The organism is Streptomyces sp. NPDC001002 (genome assembly GCF_053599215.1).
The window spans coordinates 1-22628 of sequence record NZ_JBSFLV010000076.1; the positions used below are offsets into that span (position 1 = coordinate 1).

The 22628-nt window shown below is 71.3% G+C and carries 20 protein-coding genes; 6 read left to right on the plus strand and 14 right to left on the minus strand.

The window, feature by feature from the left end:
- Window positions 1-116: 116 nt before the first annotated feature.
- The 6 genes from ACWDR3_RS29575 to ACWDR3_RS29600 all read right to left on the minus strand — a co-directional run bounded on the left by ACWDR3_RS29575 (window position 117) and on the right by ACWDR3_RS29600 (window position 7848).
- Window positions 117-848 carry a lysophospholipid acyltransferase family protein gene (locus tag ACWDR3_RS29575; protein ID WP_450355630.1) on the minus strand — a complete coding sequence of 244 codons (732 nt, stop codon included), beginning with the start codon at window positions 846-848 and terminating at the stop codon, window positions 117-119.
- 184 nt (window positions 849-1032) lie between these two features.
- Window positions 1033-2262 (minus strand): PP2C family protein-serine/threonine phosphatase, encoded by a 1230-nt coding sequence (locus ACWDR3_RS29580; RefSeq protein WP_450355631.1) that lies wholly within the window; start codon window positions 2260-2262, stop codon window positions 1033-1035.
- A 69-nt stretch (window positions 2263-2331) separates the two neighbouring features.
- A complete protein-coding gene (locus ACWDR3_RS29585; RefSeq protein WP_450355632.1) occupies window positions 2332-4794 on the minus strand; it encodes a SpoIIE family protein phosphatase in 2463 nt (820 codons plus the stop codon).
- 358 nt (window positions 4795-5152) lie between these two features.
- Complete coding sequence (gene rocD / locus ACWDR3_RS29590) at window positions 5153-6391, minus strand: ornithine--oxo-acid transaminase (RefSeq protein ID WP_450355633.1); 1239 nt, start codon at window positions 6389-6391, stop codon at window positions 5153-5155.
- Window positions 6388-7209, minus strand: coding sequence for a dimethylargininase (gene ddaH / locus ACWDR3_RS29595; RefSeq protein WP_450355634.1), 822 nt, complete (start codon window positions 7207-7209; stop codon window positions 6388-6390). The genes rocD and ddaH overlap by 4 nt, the downstream gene beginning before the upstream one ends.
- A gap of 153 nt (window positions 7210-7362) precedes the next feature.
- A complete protein-coding gene (locus ACWDR3_RS29600) occupies window positions 7363-7848 on the minus strand; it encodes an Lrp/AsnC family transcriptional regulator (RefSeq protein WP_450355635.1) in 486 nt (161 codons plus the stop codon).
- A gap of 77 nt (window positions 7849-7925) precedes the next feature.
- Between ACWDR3_RS29600 and ACWDR3_RS29605 the strand changes: the two genes are divergently transcribed.
- The 4 genes from ACWDR3_RS29605 to ACWDR3_RS29620 are packed head-to-tail and all read left to right on the plus strand — an operon-like array spanning window position 7926 to window position 12019.
- Window positions 7926-8675, plus strand: a complete 750-nt coding sequence (locus ACWDR3_RS29605) for a LytR/AlgR family response regulator transcription factor (protein WP_450355636.1) — start codon at window positions 7926-7928, stop codon at window positions 8673-8675.
- A gap of 2 nt (window positions 8676-8677) precedes the next feature.
- Window positions 8678-9040 (plus strand): hypothetical protein, encoded by a 363-nt coding sequence (locus tag ACWDR3_RS29610; protein ID WP_124001489.1) that lies wholly within the window; start codon window positions 8678-8680, stop codon window positions 9038-9040.
- A 52-nt stretch (window positions 9041-9092) separates the two neighbouring features.
- Window positions 9093-10805, plus strand: coding sequence for a sodium/solute symporter (locus tag ACWDR3_RS29615; RefSeq protein WP_450355637.1), 1713 nt, complete (start codon window positions 9093-9095; stop codon window positions 10803-10805).
- The gene (locus ACWDR3_RS29620) at window positions 10802-12019 is read left to right on the plus strand and encodes a sensor histidine kinase (protein ID WP_450355638.1); all 1218 of its coding nucleotides are present in this window, start codon (window positions 10802-10804) and stop codon (window positions 12017-12019) included. The genes ACWDR3_RS29615 and ACWDR3_RS29620 overlap by 4 nt, the downstream gene beginning before the upstream one ends.
- A 39-nt stretch (window positions 12020-12058) precedes the next feature.
- Here the strand turns inward: ACWDR3_RS29620 and ACWDR3_RS29625 are convergent, their stop codons facing one another.
- The 7 genes from ACWDR3_RS29625 to ACWDR3_RS29655 all read right to left on the minus strand — a co-directional run bounded on the left by ACWDR3_RS29625 (window position 12059) and on the right by ACWDR3_RS29655 (window position 19899).
- Window positions 12059-12229: a hypothetical protein gene (locus tag ACWDR3_RS29625; RefSeq protein ID WP_402360866.1), complete on the minus strand. Its 171-nt coding sequence runs from the start codon at window positions 12227-12229 to the stop codon at window positions 12059-12061.
- Between the two features lie 13 nt (window positions 12230-12242).
- The gene (locus ACWDR3_RS29630; RefSeq protein ID WP_450355639.1) at window positions 12243-14090 is read right to left on the minus strand and encodes a protein kinase domain-containing protein; all 1848 of its coding nucleotides are present in this window, start codon (window positions 14088-14090) and stop codon (window positions 12243-12245) included.
- 30 nt (window positions 14091-14120) lie between these two features.
- A complete protein-coding gene (locus ACWDR3_RS29635; RefSeq protein ID WP_450355640.1) occupies window positions 14121-15440 on the minus strand; it encodes a DUF6777 domain-containing protein in 1320 nt (439 codons plus the stop codon).
- Window positions 15441-15627: 187 nt separating this feature from the next.
- A complete protein-coding gene (locus ACWDR3_RS29640) occupies window positions 15628-16578 on the minus strand; it encodes a cytochrome c oxidase assembly protein (RefSeq protein WP_450355641.1) in 951 nt (316 codons plus the stop codon).
- A 99-nt stretch (window positions 16579-16677) separates the two neighbouring features.
- A complete protein-coding gene (locus tag ACWDR3_RS29645; protein WP_450355642.1) occupies window positions 16678-17703 on the minus strand; it encodes a 6-phosphofructokinase in 1026 nt (341 codons plus the stop codon).
- A 212-nt stretch (window positions 17704-17915) separates the two neighbouring features.
- Window positions 17916-18644, minus strand: coding sequence for a type 1 glutamine amidotransferase (locus ACWDR3_RS29650; protein ID WP_124000634.1), 729 nt, complete (start codon window positions 18642-18644; stop codon window positions 17916-17918).
- A gap of 16 nt (window positions 18645-18660) precedes the next feature.
- A complete protein-coding gene (locus ACWDR3_RS29655) occupies window positions 18661-19899 on the minus strand; it encodes a MurT ligase domain-containing protein (protein ID WP_401725969.1) in 1239 nt (412 codons plus the stop codon).
- A 111-nt stretch (window positions 19900-20010) separates the two neighbouring features.
- On the opposite strand from ACWDR3_RS29655, the gene def reads away from it, so the two are divergent.
- Window positions 20011-20586, plus strand: coding sequence for a peptide deformylase (gene def / locus ACWDR3_RS29660; protein ID WP_450355643.1), 576 nt, complete (start codon window positions 20011-20013; stop codon window positions 20584-20586).
- On the opposite strand, the gene ACWDR3_RS29665 is transcribed toward def, so the two are convergent.
- Window positions 20583-21227, minus strand: a complete 645-nt coding sequence (locus ACWDR3_RS29665; protein WP_450355644.1) for a TetR family transcriptional regulator — start codon at window positions 21225-21227, stop codon at window positions 20583-20585. The two genes, def and ACWDR3_RS29665, sit on opposite strands and share 4 nt — an antisense overlap.
- A 172-nt stretch (window positions 21228-21399) precedes the next feature.
- Here ACWDR3_RS29665 and ACWDR3_RS29670 point away from each other — a divergent pair, with 172 nt between their 5' ends.
- Entirely contained in the window at window positions 21400-22626 is a 1227-nt protein-coding gene (locus ACWDR3_RS29670) for an acyl-CoA dehydrogenase family protein (protein ID WP_450355645.1), read from the plus strand.
- The last annotated feature ends 2 nt before the right edge of the window (window positions 22627-22628 follow it).

The following is a 22628-nucleotide window of genomic DNA, read 5'->3' on the forward strand; positions in this document are numbered from 1 at the left end:
GCGCCCTACGCCCTGGACACAGGGAACGCGGCCCGGCTGTGGGCCGTATCGCGGGGGTCGGCTTCAGCGTGTCCCTTCGTCAACTCGCCCCGGCCCACAGGGGCCGAGCGGCTCGCCTAGCCCAACGGCATCCGGCGGAACCGGCGTTCCTTCTCGGCGATGCCCGCCGCCTCCGCCTGCTCCGCCTTCGCCACCGCCGCGTACTGGTCGACGTACTCCTGCTCGGAGAGCGTCAGGATGGCGTACATGATCTCGTCGGTGATCGCGCGCAGGATCGCCTTCTCGTTCTCCATGCCGGCGTAGCGGGAGAAGTCGAGAGGCTTGCCGAAGCGGATGGTCACGGGGTGGATGTTCGGGATGACCTTGCCGGGCGGCTGGGCCTCGAAGGTGCCGATCATCGCGCAGGGGATGACCGGGACCTGGGCCTTGAGGGCCATGACCGCGACGCCCACCTTGCCCTTGTAGAGGCGGCCGTCGTGCGAGCGGGTGCCCTCCGGGTAGATGCCCAGGAGCTCGTCCTTGCTCAGGACGCCCAGGCCCTCGCGGATCGCCGCCTGGCCCGCCTCCTTGCCGGTGCGGTCGACCGGGATCTGGCCCGCGCTGCGGAAGAAGGTCGCGGTGAGCCGGCCCTTGATGCCGGGGCCGGTGAAGTACTCCTTCTTCGCGAGGAAGGTGATGCGCCGCTTGAGGATCGCCGGCATCAGGAAGTGGTCGGCGAAGGACAGGTGGTTGCCGGCGACGATCGCGGCACCCGTCGCCGGAACGTTCTCCAGGCCCTCGGTGCGAGGCCGGAAGACCACTCTCAACAGAGGTCCCAACAACACGTATTTGAGTACGTAGTAGAACAAAGGGGTTGCTCCTCACTCCGGCGGCTCGGCGGGTCCCCGCGTTCCAGCAGGTCAACCGGCGTGTCGTGGGCTTGTCAGTGTAGGTGCAGGCAGGGGTTGCCGGAACACGGCCGACAGTTGTGTCCCGATCGCACCCAACTGCGGCCGGGCGCAGGGTACTTGATCACCGTCGTACGGCAGCCGTTCACAGCCGCACGATCACGAGGGCTGTGTCGTCGGTGGCGCCCCCCGGTGGGAGCAGTTCGAGGAGGACCGCGTCCGCGAGGGTCTCGGGGTCGGCCGTGCGGTGGCGGGTCAGGGAGTCGGCGAGGCGGGTCAGGCCGGTGTCGATGTCCTCGTGTCTGCGCTCGATCAGGCCGTCGGTGTACAGGACCAGGGTCGCTCCCTTGGTGTACGTCGTGCGGAACTCGGGTCTGGGGACCGGGTCGGGGCGGGCGTCCAGCGGCGGGTCGGTGGCCCGGTCGAGGAACTCCAGGCGTCCGTCGGCGTGCAGGAGGACCGGCGGGGGATGGCCGGCGCTGCTGTAGGTGATGGTGTGCGCGTCGAAGTCGATGAACGTCGTGACGGCGGTGGCCGATTCGGCGCCGTCGACGACATGGGCGTAGCGGCCCAGGACGTTCAGCGCCTCGGCCGGTCCCGACGCGACGCGTGAGGCCGCGCTCAGCGCGCTGCGCAGCTGGCCCATGACACCGGCCGCCGCGAGCCCGTGCCCGACGACGTCGCCGACCGCTACGCCGATGCGGTGGCCGCCGACCAGGTCGACGAGGTCGTACCAGTCCCCGCACACGTTCAGCGCGCCGACCGCCGGTCGGTAGCGCACGGCCGCCTGGTGGTGGCCGACCTGGCGGCGGGCCGGGAGCATCGCCTCCTGGAGGGCGAGGGCCACCTCGCGCTCGCGGGCGTGCGCCTGCCGGAGGCGTTCGTTCAGCTCCTGGAGCTCCCGGGCGCGCGTGTACAGCTCGGCCTCCAGGACCCGGGCCTTGCCGCCGGTCGGGCCGCCGCGCGCCTTGATCAGCTCGGTGACCTCCTCGACCCGGTGCACCAGCAGCACCACCTTGCCGTCCGGGCCGAGCACGGGCGCGTTGACCGGGCTCCAGTAGCGCTCCTCCCACTCGCCGGGCCGTTCGGGGTCCTCGACGTCGTAGCGCTGCAGGGCCATCGCGTCCCGCTCGCCGGTCTCCGTCACCCGCTCCAGCGAGGCCGCCAGATTGCGCATGCCGGAGGCCGACTGGTTGGTGGGATTGTCCGGGAAGACGTCGAAGAGATGGTGGCCGACGACCTGCTCGCGGGTGCGCCCGCTCATCCGCAGGTACTCCTCGTTGGCGTCCGCGTAGTCCAGGTCGGGCGTCAGCAGCGCCACCATCCCCGGCAGCGCCTGGAACACTCCCGCGTAGTCGATCGCCGTAACCGTCATGACCGCCGCCTCACCGCCGGAATCACACCAGTTTCCCATGGCATGCGACGTATGTTCCGTACTCGTGCGTCAGCCGGGAGGATCCGTCAGGGACTGTTCCGCCCAGATGACCTTGCCCTCCGGTACGAAGCGGGTGCCCCAGCGCTGGGTGAACTGGGAGACCAGGAGCAGTCCGCGGCCCCCCTCGTCCGTGGTGCGCGGGTGGCGCAGATGGGGTGCGGTGGCGCCGCCGTCGGAGACTTCGCAGATCAGGGCGCGGTCCTTGATCAGGCGCAGCCGGATGGGCCCGGTGGCGTACCGGATCGCGTTGGTGACCAGTTCGCTGACCACCAGTTCCGTGGTGAAGGCCAGCTCCTCCAGGCCCCACGCGGTCAGCTGCCGGGCCGCCGCCTTGCGGGCGTCGGCGACGACGGCCGGGTCGCCGGGCAGGTCCCAGTCGGCGACCTGGTCCTCGCCGAGCAGCCGGGTGCGGGCAAGCAGCAGGGCCACGTCGTCGTGCGGCCGGTCCGGGACCAGCGCGTCGACCACCGCCCGGCAGCGCAGGTCGAGGGAGGACGCGACCCGCTCCAGGGCCCCGCGCAGCCGGTCGCGGTCCGCGTCGACGGCCCAGTCCTCACCCCGGGCCAGCAGCCCGTCGGTGTGCAGTGCGAGCACGCTGCCCTCCGCGAGGGCCAGCTCGACCGACTCGAAGGGCGGCCCGCCGGCACCGAGCGGCGCCCCCTGCGGGAGGTCCACGAAGCTGACGGTGCCGTCGGGCATCACGACCGCCGGCGCCGGATGGCCCGCGGCGGCCATCGAGCACTGGCCGTCGACGGGGTCGTAGACGACGTACACACAGCCGGACCCCACGATCCGCACCATGCCGTCGGCCCCGCGCGCGCCCGGTTCGCCGCCCTCCTCGCGGGCCGACCGTCCGACCAGGTCGTCGAGGTGGGCCAGCACCTCCTCGGGCGGCAGTTCGAGGGCGGCCAGGGTGCGTACGGCGGTGCGCAACCGGCCCATGCCGGCGGCGGCGTCGATCCCGTGCCCGGGTACTTCGCCGACGACGAGCGCTACGCGCGCGCCGGACAGCGGGATCAGGTCGTACCAGTCGCCGCCGAGGCCGGTGAGTTCGTCGGCGGGGCGGTAGCAGGCGGCCACCTCGACCGCGTCCTGCTCGGGGAGGCGGCGGGGGAGGAGGCTGCGCTGGAGCACCAGGGCGGCGTCGCGCTCGCGGGTGTAGCGGCGGGCGTTGTCGACGCAGACGGCGGCCCGGGAGACCAGGTCCTCGGCGAGGCTCAGGTCGTCCGCGTCGAAGGGCTCCTGGCGGCCGCGCCGGAAGAAGGTGGTGACGCCCAGGGTGACGCCACGGGCGCGGATCGGCACGATCAGCACACTGTGCAGGCCCAGCTCCAGGAAGGTGGCCTCCCGGCCGCCCGGGATGCGGGTGGCCCACTCCTTGGCGAGCGGGTCCAGCCGCTCCTCGCGCCAGGCCCGGCCCGAGGCCAGCGCGCGCACCAGCGGCGAGGTGGGGAGGTAGGCGGCCACATCACCGACGCCGACGACGGCCTCCGGCACACCGGCGTTCACCGACTGGTGGCCGGCCCGGCGCAGCGGCACCTGGTCCGTGACGGAGACCGGGCCCGGGGCGATCTCCGCGCCCCGCAGCACCGACTCCAGCAGGTCGACGGTCACGTAGTCGGCGAAGTCCGGTACTGCGACGTCGGCCAGTTCCTGGGCGGTGCGTTCGATGTCCAGGGTGCGGCCGATGTGCTCGCCGGCCCGGTCGAGCAGCGCGAGGCGCTGACGGGCGCGGTGCCGCTCGGTGATGTCGACGACGGTGTAGTAGACGCCCATCGGATGTCCGCGGTCGTCCTCCAGCCGGGTGAACGACATCATGTGCGCGGTCTCGCGGTGCGGGGCCGCCCGTACCTGGCCCACGTGCTCGTAGCCGACCACCGGCTCACCGGACGCCAGTACGCGCCGCATCTGCGTCTCGATGCCCTCGGCGTTCAGTCCCGGCTGGATCTCCGCGAGGCGCCGGCCGAGGCGGTGCCCGGCCGGTCCGCCGCCGAACTGCTCCAGGGCCGCGTTCGACCACACGAAGCGCAGGTTGGCGTCCACGATCGCTATGCCGACCGGCGAGCGGGTGACCATCTGTTCCAGCACGCTGCGGCTCATGTCCCAGCCGGGTGCGCCGGACAGGTCCGACACCAGCACCAGCCAGTGGTCCGTGCCGCCCGGTTCCACCGCAGGAGTGATACGGACCATGACCCGGACCGGCCGGCCGTCCTTGCGCAGCGCGGTCAGCAGTCCGACCCAGCCGCCGTCCCGACGGCACCGCTCGGCCAGTTCGGGCACCCGCGCCGCGTCTCCGGCGGCCAGCAGTCCGGTGACCGCGGTGCCGACGACCTCGCCGGCCGAGTAGGCCAGCAGTCGCTGGGCCCCGCGCGTCCAGCTGGTCACCACGCCCCGGGCATCGAGCAGCAAGGGAGCGGCATCGGCCACGTCGAACCGCCGCCGGTCCACGTCATGCTCCTCATGAGTGCCCAAGGCCGACCTCTCTGTCGCTGAGAGTGGTCTACCACCACATGTCCCCATCTTCACCCTTCACGGCATCGGAAGGGCTGCGGGAGGCATCGCACATGCATCGGGAGGGGACACGCGGGTGGGTCGGGTGAGGGGGAGAGGGGTGGGTGGGGCTGAGCGGGGCGGATGGGATGCCGGAGATTCCGACGCCTCAGTGAGACGGGTCGGACGCCAGGGACTCCGTCCCCCCGCGATGCGAGTGGGAGGACAGAAACACCGTCGCCCCAGCGATACCGGGTGGGACGACAGAGCCCCCGTCGCCCAGCGATACCGGTGGGACGACAGAGCCCCCGTCGCCCCACCCGCCTCGCTCAGCCCGCGCTCACGCCCCCTCGGCCAGCACCTTCGCCAGCGTCCCCAGTGCCGACTCCAGCTCCTCGCCGGTGATGGTCAGCGGCGGGGCGAGCCGGATCGTCGAGCCGTGGGTGTCCTTGACCAGGATCCCCTCGCGCATGAGCCGGGCGCTGACCTCGCGTCCGGTGCCGATCGCCGGGTCGACGTCGACGCCCGCCCACAGCCCGCGCGCGCGGAAGCCGACGACGCCCTTGCCGACGAGCCCGGCCAGACCGTCCCGCAGCAGCACGCCGAGATCGGTGGCCCGCTGCTGGAACTCACCCGTCTCCAGCAGCTCGACCACCGCCGTGCCGACCGCGGCCGCCAGCGGGTTGCCGCCGAACGTCGAACCGTGCTCGCCGGGCCGCAGCACCCCGAGCACGTCCCGCCCGGCCACGACCGCGGACACCGGCACGATGCCACCGCCCAGCGCCTTGCCGAGGAGCAGTACGTCGGGGACGACCGACTCGTGCTCGACGGCCAGCGTCCGACCCGTGCGCCCGAGGCCCGACTGGATCTCGTCGGCGATGAACAAGCAGCCCTTGCGCCGGGTCAGTTCGCGTACGCCGGTGAGGTAGCCCGCATCCGGGATGATCACGCCGGCCTCGCCCTGGATCGGCTCCAGGAGCACGGCCGCCGTCGTCTCGTCGACCGCCGCCTCCAGGGCCGCCAGGTCGTTGTACGGCACGATCCGGAAGCCAGGCGTGAACGGGCCGAAGCCCGCCCGTGCCGTCTCGTCCGTGGAGAAGCTGACGATCGTCGTCGTACGCCCGTGGAAGTTCTCCGCGGCGACCACGATCGTGGCCTGGTCGGCGGGGACGCCCTTGACCTCGTACGCCCACTTGCGGGCCACCTTGATGCCGGACTCGACCGCCTCGGCGCCGGTGTTCATCGGCAGGACCATGTCGAGGCCGGTCAACTCGGCCAGCCGCTCGGCGAATTCGGCGAGCCTGTCGTTGTGGAAGGCGCGCGAGGTGAGGGTCAGCCGGTCCAGCTGGCGGTGGGCCGCCTCGATCAACGCGGGGTGGCGGTGGCCGAAGTTGAGGGCCGAGTAGCCCGCGAGCATGTCGAGGTAGCGCTTGCCCTCGACGTCCTCGACCCAGGTGCCCTCGGCGCGGGCGACCACCACGGGCAGCGGGTGGTAGTTGTGCGCGAGGACGGGCTCCTCGGCGCGGATCAGGTCGGCGGAGGTACGGGCGGGGGCGGGCACGTCTGCGGTGGTGGTCATGAACGGATCTCCTGAGTGCAGCACTTGATGCCGCCGCCGGCCTTGCGGAACTCGGACAGGTCGACGGGTACGGGGACATAGCCGCGGTCGGTGAGCGCGGCGGCGAGGGCCTCGGCCTGCGGGGCGATGAAGACATGACGGCCGTCGGAGACGGAGTTCAAGCCGAACGCCATCGCGTCCTCGGCCGTGGCGAGCACGGCGTCCGGGTACAGCCGCGCCAGCACCTCGCGGCTGCCGGGTGAGAACGCCTCCGGGTAGTACGCGATGTTGTTCGCGGCCCCGTCGTCGAGCACGAACAGCGCGGTGTCCAGGTGGTAGAAGCGCGGGTCCACCAGGGTCAGGCTGATCACCGGGTGGCCGAAGAACTCCTGCACCTCTCGGTGGGCCTCGCGGGTGGTGCGGAAGCCGGTGCCGGCCAGCAGGTACCGGCCCGTCCAGACGAGGTCGCCCTCGCCCTCGCAGACGGACTCGGGGCGGTGCACGTCGAAGCCCGCCGACTTGAACCAGGTGTCGTAGTGCGTGGACTCCCCGCGCCGCTCGGGCGCGTGGAAGAGGGAGCCGAAGACCCGGCCGTCCACCACGACCGCCGAGTTCGCGGCGAAGACCATGTCGGGCAGGCCGACGACCGGCTCCACGACGTCGACGTCGTGGCCGTGGGCCCGGTAGGCGCCCATCAGGGCGTGCCACTGCTCCCGGGCCAGGTCGACATCGACCTGGGCGTCGGGACGCATCCAGGGATTGATCGCGTACTGCACGGCGAAATGTCTGGGTTCACAGACGAGGAAGCGCCGCCGGCGCGGCACACGGGAGTCGGACACAGAGGGGTTCCTCCGCTTCCTTGATGACGAGTGAGGGTTGACACCAAGGTAAGAAGTGACGGAGCCGCGCGACAAGGAATGAAAGTTGCGTGTCTGCGCAGGAACAATGCGTCTTTGAGACCCTCGACGCAGCAACGCTGCGCACTCGGATGTTTATTCGGGAGCCGGATGGGTCGCGCCCGCTTCGGGGCTTTCCGGGATCAGATGGGACAGCACCATCACGCTGATCGTCTTCCGCACGAACGGCTCGGCGCGGATCCGCTCCAGCACCCCCTCGAAGTGCTCGACATCCCGCGCCCGCACGTGCAGCAGCGCGTCCGCGCCGCCCGTCACCGTCATCGCCGCGGTGATCTCCGGATGGTTGCGGACCACCTCCGCCAGCCGCCGGGGCGGGGCCGCGCCCTCGCAGTACACCTCGACGTACGCCTCCGTCAGCCAGCCCAGCGCCGACGGCTCCACCGTCGCCGTGAACGCGGTGATCACCCCGGTCTCGCGCAGCCGGTCCACCCGGCGCTTCACCGCCGTCGAGGACAGCCCGACCTCGGAGCCGATCTCGGCGAAACTGGTCCTGGAGTTCGCCATCAGGGCGTTGATGATCTTCCGGTCGAGCTCGTCGAACGGCGCGGGCCTGCTGTTCATGCCCGCACTGTATCCAGCGGGAACGTGCACGCCCGGCACATGTCCAGCCGTCCGGATTCCACCTACACTCCGGGTTCATGCTGCGCGCCCTCGCCGTCGACGACGAACGCCCCTCCCTGGAGGAGCTGCTCTATCTGCTGCACGCGGACCCGCGCATCGGCAGCGCGGAGGGCGCGGGCGACGCGACCGAGGCGCTGCGCCGGCTCAACCGCGCCCTGGAGTCCGGTCCCGGCGGGGCCGCGGCGATCGACGTCGTCTTCCTCGACATCCACATGCCCGGCCTCGACGGCCTCGACCTGGCCCGGCTGCTCACCGGGTTCGCGCAGCCGCCGCTGGTCGTGTTCGTCACCGCCCACGAGGACTTCGCCGTCCAGGCCTTCGACCTCAAGGCCGTCGACTACGTGCTCAAGCCGGTCCGCAAGGAACGGCTCGCGGAGGCGATCCGCCGGGCCGCCGAACTCACCGGCAGCTCCCCGCGCATCCCCGTGCACGAACCCGACCCCGACCACATACCCGTCGAACTCGGCGGCGTGACCCGCTTCGTGGCCGTCGACGACATCACCCACGTCGAGGCCCAGGGCGACTACGCCCGCCTGCACACCGACCGCGGCAGCCACCTCGTACGGATCCCGCTGTCCACCCTGGAGGAGCGCTGGCGGCTGCGCGGCTTCGTGCGCATCCACCGCCGCCACCTCGTCGCCCTGCGCCACGTCGGCGAACTCCGCCTGGACGCGGGCACGGTGAGCGTCCTGGTCGGCGACGAGGAGCTCCAGGTCAGCCGCCGCCACGCGCGCGAACTGCGCGACCTGCTGATGAGGAGGCCGTGACAGTGCCGAACCAGGACCCCGCCGAACGCCGCGTCACCGTCACCGGACCGCCCCGCCGCGTCCGGCGCGCCACCGGCTACTACCGCCCCCGCACCGAGATCGACGAGCAGACCACCCTCGGCCACACCTACGTCCGCTCCCTCATGCGCACCCAACTGCGCGCCGCCCTTGCCGTGTTCGCCGTCCTCGGACTCCTGATCGGCCCGCTGCCCCTGGTCTTCGCGGCCATGCCCGACGCCCACCGCCTCGAATGGGCCGTCCTCGGCTTCTGCCTCTACGCCCCGCTCGTCCTGCTCGCCCTCTGGTACGTCCGCCGCGCCGAGCGCAACGAACGGGACTTCGTGCGCCTGGTCGAGGACCGATGAGCACCCGACCCACCCGGACCGGGGACCGTACCGCCCGAGGACCGATACGCCGGTGAACTCCAGCTACGCCGTCACCGCCGTCGCCCTCGTCGTCGTCGCGACCGTCCTGGTCGGCGCCTTCGGCCTGCGCATCTCCCGCACCACCTCCGACTTCTACGTCGCCTCCCGCACCGTCGGCCCCCGCCTCAACGCGGCCGCCATCAGCGGCGAATACCTCTCCGCCGCCTCCTTCCTGGGCATCGCGGGCCTCGTCCTGGTCCAGGGCCCCGACATGCTCTGGTACCCCGTCGGCTACACCGCCGGATACCTGGTCCTGCTCCTCTTTGTCGCCGCTCCACTCCGCCGCTCCGGCGCTTACACCCTCCCCGACTTCGCCGAGGCCCGGCTCGCCTCGCAGAACGTGCGCCGCCTCGCGGGCGCCTTCGTCGTCGGCGTCGGCTGGCTCTATCTGCTGCCCCAACTCCAGGGAGCCGGGCTGACGCTGGCAGTGCTGACCGGTGCCCCGGACCTGCTGGGCGGCGGGATCGTCGCGGTCGTCGTGGTCGCGACCGTCGCCGCCGGCGGCATGCGCAGCATCACCTTCGTGCAGGCCTTCCAGTACTGGCTCAAGCTCACCGCCCTGCTGGTGCCCGCGCTCTTCCTGGCCCTCGCCTGGCAGGGCGACGGCTCGCCCCGGCACGCCTTCGAGGAACCGGCCACCTTCCGTCAGCAGCGCGTGGTCACCGTCGACGACAGCCTCGACCTCACCCTCGACCGACCGCTCACCGTCACGGTCGACGGCAGAGTGGACGGCCGCGTCCACGACGACCAGAGAGTCCAACTCGCCGCCGGTACACACCACATCGAGCACGGCACCCGCCTGACCTTCGCCAAGGGCTCCGCCGTCCCCGCCGCCGACCGGGGCAGCAGCAACGGCATGTCGACCTCGCTGGAGGCCAGCCGTGAGGAACGCCCGCTGTACGCCACGTACGGACTGATCCTCGCCACCTTCCTCGGCACGATGGGCCTGCCGCACGTGGTCGTCCGCTTCTACACCAGCCCGCACGGAGTCGCCGCCCGCCGCACCACGGTGGCCGTCCTCGGCCTGATCGGCGCCTTCTACCTGCTGCCGCCGGTCTACGGCGCCCTGGGCCGCATCTACACCCCCGAACTCGGCCTCACCGGCGACGCGGACGCCGCCGTCCTGCTGCTGCCCGACCGGATGATCGGCGGCACCGGCGGCGACCTGCTCGGCGCGCTGGTGGCGGGCGGGGCGTTCGCCGCGTTCCTGTCCACGGCGTCCGGGCTGACCATGGCCGTCGCGGGCGTGCTCACCCAGGACGTCCTGCCGGCGCGTGGCGTACGGCACTTCAGGCTCGGCACCGTGCTCGCCATGGCCGTGCCGCTGGCCGCGAGCGTCCTGGTCGGCGGGCTGCCGGTGGCCGACGCGGTCGGCCTCGCCTTCGCCGTGTCCGCGTCGTCCTTCTGCCCGCTGCTCGTCCTCGGCATCTGGTGGCGCCGGCTGACCCCGCCGGGCGCCGCCGCCGGCATGGTGATCGGCGGGGGCGGCGCGTTCGTCGCCGTGGCCGCCACCATGGCGGGCTTCCCCGGCACCGGCCCGCTGCACGCGCTGCTCGCCTGGCCCGCCCTCTGGTCGGTGCCGCTCGGTTTCCTCACCATGGTGCTGGTGTCGTTGGCGACCCCGGGGCGGGTGCCGACCGGGACCGCAGCGATCCTGGCCCGCTTCCATCTGCCGGAGGAACTGCGCGCGGAGGTGAAGGCATGAGCGGCTTCCTGGCAGGGCTGTGCGTGGCCGTACTGCCGCTGCTGGCCGCCGGGTTCTGGTTCGGACGGCGCACGGCACGCCCGCAGAACCTCGGCGGACTCGGCACCCCCGTCGAGCACGCCACCTTCCAGACCCTGCACACCGCCTCCCTCGCCGCGCCCCCTTTGCGGGCGGGCCTGACCGAGGAGACCGCCCGCAAGTCGGCGCGCAGACTGCGCTCGCTGCTTGGCACGGACGCGCTGTGCCTCACCGACCAGAAGGAGGTCCTGGTCTGGGACGGGGTCGGCGCCCACCACCGCACCGAGATCATGGACCGCCTCGCCGGCGCCCTGGAGACCGGCCGCGGCGAGGCCTTCCGGCTCTCCTGCGAGACCCCCGACTGCCCGGTGCGCTGGGCGGTCGTCGCCCCACTGACCGTCGACGACCGGGTGCACGGCACGCTCGTCGCCTGCGCCCCGCGCGAGTCCGCCGTCCTGGTCCGGGCGGCCGGCGAGGTCGCCCGCTGGGTCAGCGTCCAGCTGGAGTTGGCGGATCTGGACCAGTCCCGCACCCGGCTGATCGAGGCCGAGATCAAGGCACTTCGCGCCCAGATCTCCCCGCACTTCATCTTCAACTCGCTCGCGGTGATCGCCTCGTTCGTCCGCACCGACCCCGAGCGCGCCCGCGAACTCCTCCTCGAATTCGCCGACTTCACCCGCTACTCGTTCCGCAGGCACGGCGACTTCACCACCCTCGCGGAGGAACTGCACGCCATCGACCACTACTTGGCGCTGGTGCGGGCACGCTTCGGCGACCGCCTCTCCGTCACCCTGCAGATCGCCCCCGAGGTGCTGCCGGTCGCCCTGCCCTTCCTCTGCCTCCAGCCACTGGTGGAGAACGCGGTCAAGCACGGCCTGGAGGGCAACACGGTGACCGCGGGCGGCAAGAGCCACATCACCATCACCGCGCAGGACACCGGCGCCGAGGCGCTCGTCGTCATCGAGGACGACGGCGTCGGCATGGACCCCGTCCTGCTGCGCCGCATCCTCGCCGGCGAGGTCAGCCCCTCCGGCGGCATCGGTCTGTCCAACGTCGACGACCGGCTCCGCCAGGTCTACGGCGACGAGTACGGGCTCGTCATCGAGACGGCGGTCGGCGCCGGCATGAAGGTCACGGCACGGCTGCCCAAGTACCAGCCCGGAGTCCACTCGGCGGGGCGCCTGACCACCGAGTGAGGTTCGGATGCCGAGGACAGCCGCCCTCCCGAGTACCCCTCAGGCGCTGCGCGTGGCCACCATCCCCAGCGTGAGCAACCCGAGCACGACCCAGCCGAACCACAGCCAGCCGTTGCTGCCGAGCGCCACCGTGTAGGCCGTCACCGCGACGAGACCTCCGACGGTGAGCACCCCCATCGCCTTGGTAGAGCCGTCCGTAGAACCGGGCATCGCGACACCCTCCTCATGGTTCGTCCCCCTCCATGGTGCCCCCGTTCTGCCTCCGGACGGTGCACACGACGAAATGTGTGCCCGATTTCCAGGGCCCCTCGCTGGTCCAGGACCCGGCCGTGTAGACGGAGGGATCGAAGCCGTAGTCCCCTGGCGGCACGTCCTTCGCGCACGCCGCGTCCGATTCCGTCCGTGCCTCCGTGAGGGTGACGTCGGAGCCGAGCCGGGTGAAACCGAGCACCTGCTCGTCGTACGCGCCCGTGCAGGAGACCAGCTGGGTGTCCCGGTTCGTCCGAGTCTTGAGACAGTCCCTGCGCTGCATGTTCGTGGTGTCGGTGAAGGACGAGCCGAGCTTGCGGTGCGCGCCGAGGGGGCCGTAGACCGGCCCGTGCGCGCCGAGCACCAGACAGGCCGTACGGCGCCCGGCGGCCTGGAAACCGGCCGCGCTCGGCACCACCGCGACCGCACGGACGTCCGCGAGCCGCTCCCGGAACTCCCGCGTCCGCTCCTCGCAGCGGGCCGCACCGGTCTGCCGGGCCTCGTCCGCCGACCCCGCCGGCGCGAACGCCATCACCTGTCCGTCGGGCGCGCCTCCGACACAGCCTCCGTCCAGCCGCAGCCGGGGCGTGCCCTGGAAGCGCTCCCCGGACCAGTCGGCGAGCACGCAGTCGCCGTCCTTCAGCGGCTTCACCAGCCCCACGCCCGAGCCGTAGGGCGGCGCCGACGCCGTCGTGTCCTCGGTGGACGACCGGTGGGCCATGGCGTACCAGACCCCGCCCAGGGCCAGCACCAGGCCGAGAGCGACGGCGATGACGGCACGCAGGACGCGCGGGACCTCGCGGCGGTGCCGGGCGGGCGACGACCCGGCCGAGGGCACGGGGGCAGGACCGAAGCCCCGCACGCCGGGCGCGGGCGGCGGAGGGGGCGGGGCCGCACCCGCCCACGGCGGCTGCGAGCCGAGGTCCGTCTGGGTACGGGCGTACGGCTCGGCCTGGGGCGTGACGATCCCCGACAGCGCCGCCTCCGCCTCCGCCGCGGACAACCGCTCCGCCGGATCCTTCGCGAGCAGAGCGGCCAGTACGGGACCCAGCGCGCCGGCGCGCACGGCGGGCCGCGGCTCCTCCATGACCACCGCGGTCACCTGCGCCAGATGCGACTCCCGCTCGAAGGGCCCTTGACCCTCGACGGCGTGGTAGAGCGTGCAGCCCAGCGAGAACAGGTCGGCGGCCGCGGTAGGAGGCCCTCCGGTGGCCCGTTCAGGCGCCAGATAGCCCGACGTCCCCACCAGCACGGACGCCATCGTGTAGCGGGTCTCGCCGCCCGCGGGCCGTACCGAGATGCCGTAGTCGGTCAGCAGCACCCGGCCGTACGGCGCCCCGCCGCGGTCCGGCGCGAGCAGGATGTTCGCCGGCTTCACGTCCCGGTGCATGACGCCCCGCTCGTGCCCGGCCGTCAGCGCGTCCAGCACGGCGAGCCCGACCCGGGCGGCCTCCGCGGGCGCGAGGGGGCCCCGCTGGTCGACCAGGTCACGCAGGTCCACCGCGCCCGCCACGTACTCCATGACGATCCACGGCAGACCCTCGTGCTCCAGCACGTCGTGCACCGTCAGCACATTCGGATGACCCCGCAGCCCGGCCGCGTGCCGGGCCTCCGCGCGGGCCCTGGCCACCCGGGACTCCCGTTCCTCGCCGACCGGGTCCTGGTCCCGGAACACGATCTCCTTCAGCGCCACCTCGCAGACGAGTCTCTGGTCGTGGGCGAGCCACACATGACCCATGCCCCCGCCGCCCAACTGGTGCAGCAGCAGGTAGCGGCCGGCGATGACCCGGCCCACTCCCGACGTCGACGATCCTGAAGGCATCCGGTGACTCCCCCCGGGGTCTGCGGTGCGCTAGGCGCTCGCGCTCGAAGCGGGCCCGGACGACCCGGGCTCACTCGTGCCGGGCGCGCTGGTGGTGACCGGGTCACTGGGCGGCGGTGGCGCGCTGGTGGTGACCGGGTCGCTCGGCGGTGGCGGGGCGCTCGTCGTGACCGGATCGCTCGGCGGTGGCGGCGGTGGCGGCGGCGGTGCGCTGGTGGTCACCGGGTCGTCGGGCGGCGGTGGACTCGGCGGGTCGGGAGGCGGAGCGACGGTCGTCGTCGGCGGAGAGCTGTCCGGCGCCTTCGAACTCGGCGGCGGGCTCGACGTGGACGGACCGCTCGACGTGGGCGGCCCGCTCGACGGCGGGGTGGACGACGAGCCGGTGCCGCTGCCCGAGGGCGACGACGGTGGCGTCTTGGACGACGGGTCGGAGACCGACGGCGGGGGAGGCGTCGAGCCCCCGCCCGGCGTGCCGCCGCCGCTGTCGGACGTACCGCCGCTGGACGTGCCGCTGTCCGACGCACTCCCGCCGACCGCCGTGAGCGTCACGTACTGCCCGAACCGCAGCTCCGTCCCGGCCGGCGGATCGGACGCCGTCACGCGCGCGTCGGCGGCTGGCGCCTGCTTGCCGCCGTACCCCGTCGCGAGGCCCGTGTCGGCCAGCCGCAGGCTCGCCTCCCCGAAGGTCGTACCGGCGAGGACGGGCACCGCGCGCAGCTCGCGGGTGTCGAAGGTCGAGTCGGCCTTGCCCGTCGTGCCAACCGGTCGGCTGATGCCCGTGTCGGGGTCGTCGACGTCGACGAGGGCGAGCTTCGCCAGCTTCCGGGGCGCGGGCCGCACCGCCACCACGGACGAACGCTCGTACCCCTGCCACTTCTTGTTGCCGTCGTCGAACGTGACCGAGATCCGGCTGGTGTCACCCTCGAAGGGCCGCAACGGATTTCCGCACGAGCACTTCACGGCCGGCAGTCCCTGCTGGTCCACGAGAATCGCGATTCCCGCCTGGAGCAGCGAATTGAAGGGAACAGCCTTTCCCTTTTTGTAGTCGTGGTTCTTCACGAGCGTGTCGTGACGCAGGAGAACAGGTGTGAGCCGGTCCAGATAATCCGGGATCTCGGCCGTGGTGAGGTCGAGTGCGGTTGCCCACGCCTGAGCCTTCTGCTTGTTCCTGGGATCCGTGAGAAACGCCTTCAGCTTGGCGACGTCACAGAGCGTCGGCTCGCGCGTCCCGCCGTACAGCCCGGGCGTGTCCCCTTGCTGCAGGCTGCCCTGCACGGCCTGCGAGCGGACCGTGGCGTCGTCCTTGCCGAGGCCGCTGTCCTCGTCGAAAAAGGGTGCGAGAGAAGGCACTCCCGCGGCCACTGCTTTCACTCTGGTCAGGGGCGTACCGGTGTCACAACTGCCGAGTACCAGTACGCAGACCAATAGGACGGCGATCCTCCGAACTAACATGAGTGCGCGCTTTGTCATTACCGCTCCCCCTGGCGGTTCCCCCAATGCGCTTCATGCTACTGAATGCTTCAGAAAGACGAAGCCTTCAACGCCCGCGTGCGTTCAATGAGGCCAAATAGGCGTTGTATGCCTCGAGTTCCTTGTCGCCGTCACGGTCGGCGGCGCGGTCCGAGCGCCGGGCCTGGCGCTGTTCGGAGCGGTACCACTGGAAGAGCAGGGCGAGCAGCACCAGGACGGACGGCACCTCGCTGAACGCCCAGGCGATCCCGCCGGCCGCGGTCTGGTCGGAGAGCGCCTCGATGCCGAGCGAGGCGGGCGGGTTCTTGAACGTCGAGACCATCGGCTCCGACGCCATCATCAGCGCGATGCCGAAGAACGCGTGGAACGGCATGCCCGCGAACAGCTCCAGCATCCGCATCAGATAGCCCGGCCGCTGCGGGCCCGGGTCCACGCCGATGATCGGCCAGAAGAAGACGATGCCCACGGCCAGGAAGTGCACCATCATCGCGATGTGCCCCGTCTTCGACCCCATCAGGAAGTCGAACAGCGGCGTGAAGTACAGCCCGTACAGGCTCGCGATGAACAGCGGGATGGTGAACGCCGGATGCGTGATGATCCGCATGTACCGGCTGTGCAGCACCATCAACAGCAGCTCGCGCGGCCCCTTGCGGCCCTTCCCGGTGGTCGGCAGCGCGCGCAGGGCGAGCGTGACGGGGGCGCCCAGCAGGATCAGGATCGGCGACAGCATGCTGATGATCATGTGCTGCACCATGTGCACGCTGAACATCACCATGCCGTAGTCGTTCAGCCCGGTGCACATCACCAGCATGATGGTGAGCACTCCGATGACGTACGAGATGGTCCGCCCCACGGGCCAGGCGTCCCCGCGCCTGTGCAGCCGCACAACCCCCCACGCGTACAGCCCGAGTCCGAGCAGACAGGCGATCAGGAAGAACGGGTCGGCGGACCACGCGAGCCCCCGCCCCAGCGTGAACGGCGGCAGATCCATGGTCATGCCGTGCCCGCTGTGTCCCATCCAACGGCTCCTGATTCGAGGGGGTTGTGCAAGTCTGTCCGGACCAGGGTATGACTCACCCCGGCCACCTCTGTGGCCGGGGTGAGGGTGGTCCGAACGTCAGAGCACGCACTCCGCCTCGTCGTACCGATCGGCGGGCACCGTCTTCAGCGTCTCGACCGCCTCGGCCAGGGACACCATCACGATGTCCGTCCCGCGAAGCGCCGTCATCTTCCCGAACTCGCCCCGGTGCACGGCCTCCACCGCATGCCACCCGAACCGGGTCGCCAGCACCCGGTCGTACGCGGTGGGCGTACCCCCGCGCTGGACGTGCCCGAGTATCACCGGACGGGCCTCCTTGCCGAGCCGTTCCTCCAGCTCGATGGAGAGCTGCCGCGCGATCCCCGCGAAGCGCTCGTGCCCGTAGACGTCCTTCTTGCCCTCGTCGAAGTCCATGGACCCGGCCTTCGGCTTGGCCCCCTCGGCGGCGACCACTATCGCGAACCGCTTGCCCGCCTCGAACCGCTCGCCGACCCGCGCGGCCAACTCCTCGATGTCGAAGGGCCGTTCCGGTACGACGATGGCGTGCGCGCCGGCCGCCATGCCGGAGTGCAGCGCGATCCAGCCGGTGTGGCGGCCCATGACCTCCACGACCAGCACGCGCTGATGGGACTCGGCGGTGGTCTTCAGCCGGTCCAGCGCCTCCGTGGCGACACCGACGGCCGTGTCGAAACCGAAGGTGACGTCGGTGACAGCGATGTCGTTGTCGATGGTCTTCGGGACGCCGACGATCGGCAGGCCGGCGTCGTACATCAGCTTGGCCGCCTTCAGCGTGCCCTCGCCGCCGATCGGGATGATCGCGTCGAGACCGAGCTCCTCGACATGCCCCTTGGCCCGCGCCACGCCGTCCCGCAGATGCGAGGGCTGGACCCGGGAGGAGCCGAGGATCGTGCCGCCGCGAGCGAGGATGCCGCTCACCGCGTCGAGGTCGAGCTTGAGGTAGTCGCACTCCAGGAGGCCCTTCCAGCCGTCCCGGAAGCCGATGACCTCGTCACCGTGGTCGGCCACGGCGCGGTGCACGACGGACCGGATGACGGCGTTCAGGCCGGGGCAGTCGCCACCGGACGTGAGGACACCAATGCGCATAGCCCGAAAGAACCTTCTCAACCGTGGAACGAGGCGGGACCGGACCACGTCGTCCGGCTCGAACCCCGCCACCCTAACGGCAGGAGGGGGCGGGGCAGCACCGTGCGTCCGCCTGCTGGACGACCCCGCTCACCTGTGCGGACGCGGTGTCAGACGGGCTGGTTACGAGCAGTCGGCGACGAGGTGTCAGGCAGGCTGCCGCGTACCTTTCATCACGCAGGCTGCTGCGCAGATGCGATGCGCTCGTTGCGGAGCGCCTCGTACCAGCGGTCGTCCGTCGGCGGCAGCGCGTTCACGTCGAGCGCGAGCTTCAGCAGGTGGTCGGCGATGAGCGGATTGCGCGCCAGCACCGGGCCGTGCATGTACGTACCGAAGACCGTGTCGTTGTACGCGCCCTCCGTGCCGTCGCCCGTGCCGTTGCCGTTGCCGAGGCGGACCTGGGCGAACGGGCGGGCCGTGGGGCCGAGGTGGGTGACGCCCTGGTGGTTCTCGAAGCCGGTCAGCGGGGGCAGGCCAAGCCGCGGGTCGATGTCGCCGAGGACGTCCCCGACGCACCGCGCGCCCTCGCCGCGCACCGAGACCACGTCGAGCAGGCCGAGGCCGGGCTCGCGCTGGCCGAGGTCGTTGATGAACTCGTGGCCGAGGATCTGGTAGCCGGCGCAGACGGAGAAGACGATCGCGCCGTTCTCCACGGCCCGGTGCAGTCCGCCGTCCCGGCGCAGCCGCTCGGCCGCCAGCCGCTGCGGCCGGTCCTCGCCGCCGCCGATCAGGTAGATGTCGCCCGAGGTCGGGATGGGCTGGTCGCTGCGCACGTCGAGGCGCGCCACGTCGAGGCGGCGCTGCCGGGCCCGGCGCTCGACGACCAGGACGTTGCCCTGGTCGCCGTAGGTGCTCAGCAGGTCGGGGTAGATCCACACGACCCGCAGGCTGTTGTCGCTCACAAAAGTCCCCTGAGTGTCAGTTGCCGACGCGGCGGCGCAGATCCTGGAACGCGGTGTAGTTCGCGATGACCTCGATGCGGCCGGGCGGGCACTGCTGCACCGCCTGGTCGAGGTTGTCGCAGACCTGGAAGTGCTGGTTGGCGACCTCCAGGCGGACGGCGAGGTCGAGCTTGCGGTCGCCGACGACGCAGATCGGGTGGCCGCTGAGGCGGGTGTAGTCGACGTCCCACAGCCAGGAGGTGTCGGTGCCGTCGGCGCCCCGCGCGTTCACGGAGAGGATCACCGGGGTGGGTGGCGGATCGATCAGGCTGAACGTTTCGAGCCAGCCCGCCGGGTTCTTGGCGAGCAGCAGCCGCAGGTCGCGCTGCTGGAACTGCACGACGTCGTAGCGGCCGGCCACGGCCTGCACCTGGTACATGCGCTCCAGGGCGACCTGCGGCGGTACGCCGAACACCGCGGCGACGGCCGCGGAGGAGGCCGCGTTGGCCTTGTTGGCGCGGCCGGGCAGCTGGAGGTGGATCGGCCAGGCGGAGCCGTGCGGGTCGAGCACGTGGTCGCCGGAGAGCGCCCAACTCGGCGTGGGGCGGCGGAAACCGCACTCGCCGCAGAACCAGTCGTCGCCGGGCCGCTGCATCACACCGCCGCAGGACGGGCAGGACCAGGCGTCGTCCTTCCACATCTGACCGGCGGCGACCCAGATCACGTTCGGTGAGGAGGAGGCGGCCCACACGACCAGCGGGTCGTCGGCGTTGGCGACGACGACGGCCTTGGAACCCGCAAGCCCCTCACGCCAGTTCTCGGCGAGCATGCGGGTCTCGGCGGCACGGTCGAGCTGGTCGCGGGAGAGGTTGAGGAGCGCGATGCACTTGGGGTCGGTGTCCCGGGCCACCCCGGCCAGGTACTTCTCGTCGACCTCGATGACGCCGTAGCGCGCGTCCGAGCCGCCCGCGAGGGCCGAGGTGATGCCGGCCGGCATGTTCGCGCCGAGCGCGTTGGACACGACCGGTCCCGCGGCGCCGAGGGCTTCCGCGATCAGCCGGGTGGTCGTGGTCTTGCCGTTGGTCGCCGAGACGAGGACGACGTCCAGGCTCTGGGCGAGCCTGGCCAGGAGGTCGGGGTCCAGTTTGAGCGCGACCCGGCCACCGATCACCGATCCGCTGCCGCGGCCTGCGGCACGCGACGCCGCAGCGACCGCCTTGCCGGCGGTCACGGCGATCTTGGCCCGCGGCGAAAGCGGGTCCGAGTTGCCTGACATCAGTTCCCGATCCTCCTTGCGTACGCGCCGCGCCTCTGCCTGACGGCAACGTGGTGGTGGCCAGCCTATCGAGATCCATTCGCACTCCCGAATCGCCGTACCCTTGCGGCCATGCGAAACGGCTCCATTCCGGGCACCCGCGGGCGCGTCCGGCCCCTCACGCTGTTCGGCGACACCCCGTTGCACACGCCCTGCCGCGAGGTCACCGACTTCGGCCCCGAACTCGCGAGCCTCGTCGAGGACTTGTTCGCGACGATGTACGCGGCACAGGGCGTGGGCCTCGCCGCGAACCAGGTGGGGGAGTCCCTGCGGGTCTTCGTCTACGACTGCCCGGACGACGACGAGGTGCGCCACCTGGGCCACCTCGTCAACCCGCGCCTGGTCGAGGCCGACGGAGTGTCGCTCCGCGGCCCGGAGGGCTGCCTGTCCCTGCCGGGGCTTGAGGCGGGGACGGAGCGCTACGACCACGCGGTGGTCGAGGGGTTCACGGTCACGGGCGAGCCGGTGACCGTGAGCGGGACGGGGTTCTTCGCACGCTGCCTCCAGCACGAATGCGACCACTTGGAGGGACGGGTCTACGTCGACCACCTCACGGGATGGCGCAGACGCAAGGTGCTCAGGCAGGAGGCGAAGGCCTCCTGGAGCCGCCGGAATCACCCGGATCGGACCGGGAGCGTCCCGAACTAGAAGCCGGGGCCGCCGACCTTGTCCCCTGCCGCGGCCAGCCTGCCCCACAAGAGGTCGGCCAGGCTGCGTACCAACTCCGCGCGTTCGCACGGGCGTTCGCCAAGCCACCAGTCGCCGGCCGCGTGCATCATGCCGACGATGCCATGTCCCCACACCCGCGCCAGCTGGTGGCTGTTCGGTCCGAGGTCCACCCGCTCCTCGATGACCTGCGCCAGCTCCTCGCCCATGCGGCGCAGCAGGGGGATCGCGTGCTTGCCGACGTCGAAGCCGGTGTCGCTCGTCTGACCGCCCTCCGCGGGATGCATGAGGAAGCGGTACACCTGCGGGCGGGCCTCGATCGCCGCGAGGTAGGTGTCCAGCGTGGCCTCGACCCGTTCCCGACGTTCCGCGGGCGCGTCCAGGGCCGCCCGCAGGGAGGCGAGAAGGGCGTCGGTGTGCCGGGTGGCGAGGGCGGCGTAGAGTCCGCTCTTGTCGCCGAAGTGGCGGTACAGAATGGGCTTGGTGATGCCCGCCTCGGCGGCGATCGCGTTCATCGAGGCCTGCGGCCCGTCGCGCAGCACCACTCTGTCGGCGGCCTCCAACAGCTCGCGCCGGCGGCGGTCCGCCGAGCGCTGCTGATCGGTCCGCTGCGTGGTGTCCATGAGCTCTCCCCACCCGTGCTGATTCGGTGACGCCTGCGCAAACTAACACCTGACCTCAGCCTGACATCGAACGGGCTGCCGAGGAGTCATCAGGAGTTGACTTTTCCTACTCATGGGTAACAAGCTAGTGTTACCGCTAGTAACATGCAGGTGTGCCGCCGCTGGAGGAGACATGGCCGAGTTCACCATGGAGCTCAACGACGAACAGAAGGAGGTCCGGGACTGGTTGCACGGCTTCGCCGCCGACGTCATCCGCCCCGCGGCCGCCGAATGGGACGAGCGTGAGGAGACTCCCTGGCCGGTCATCCAAGAGGCCGCCAAGGTGGGCATCTACTCCCTCGACTTCTACGCCCAGCAGTACTTCGACCCCACCGGCCTCGGCATACCGATGGCCATGGAGGAGCTGTTCTGGGGCGACGCGGGCATAGCCCTCTCCATAGTCGGCACCGGCCTCGCCGCCGTGGGCGTCCTCGCCAACGGCACCGAGGAGCAGATCGGCACCTGGATCCCCCAGATGTACGGCGACGCCAACGACGTCAAGGTCGCCGCCTTCTGCTCCTCCGAGCCCGACGCCGGCTCCGACGTGGCCTCCATGCGCACGCGTGCCGTGTACGACGAGGCGAACGACGAGTGGATCCTCAACGGCACGAAGACCTGGGCGACCAACGGCGGCATCGCCAACGTCCACGTCGTCGTCGCGGTCGTCGACCCCGAGCTGGGCTCCAAGGGCCACGCGTCCTTCATCGTCCCGCCCGGCACTCCCGGTCTCTCGCAGGGCCAGAAGTTCAAGAAGCACGGGATTCGTGCCTCGCACACCGCCGAGGTCGTGCTTGAGGACGCCCGTGTTCCCGGTTCCTGTCTGCTCGGCGGCAAGGAGAAGCTCGACGAGCGCCTCGCCCGTGCCCGGGAGCGGGCCAAGAAGGCGGGGGAGCGGGTGAAGAACGCGGCGATGGCCACGTTCGAGGCTTCGCGGCCGGCGGTGGCGGCGATGGCGGTCGGTACTGCTCGGGCTGCTTACGAGGTGGCCCTCGAATACGCGACGACGCGTGAGCAGTTCGGGCGGCCCATCATCGACAACCAGGGTGTGGCCTTCCAGTTGGCCGACATGCGGACGTCCATCGACGCGGCCCGGCTGTTGACGTGGCGGGCCTCCTGGATGGCGATCAGCGGGAAGAAGTTCACCGCGGCCGAGGGGTCGATGTCGAAGTTGTTCGCCAGTGAGACGGCGAAGAAGGTCACCGCCCAGGCGATCCAGATACTGGGCGGCAACGGTTACACCAGGGAGTACCCGGTGGAGCGGATGCATCGGGATGCGGCGATCTACACGATCTTCGAGGGTACGAGTGAGATCCAACGACTGGTGATAGCCCGTACGTTGTCGGGCATGCCCATCCGCTAGCG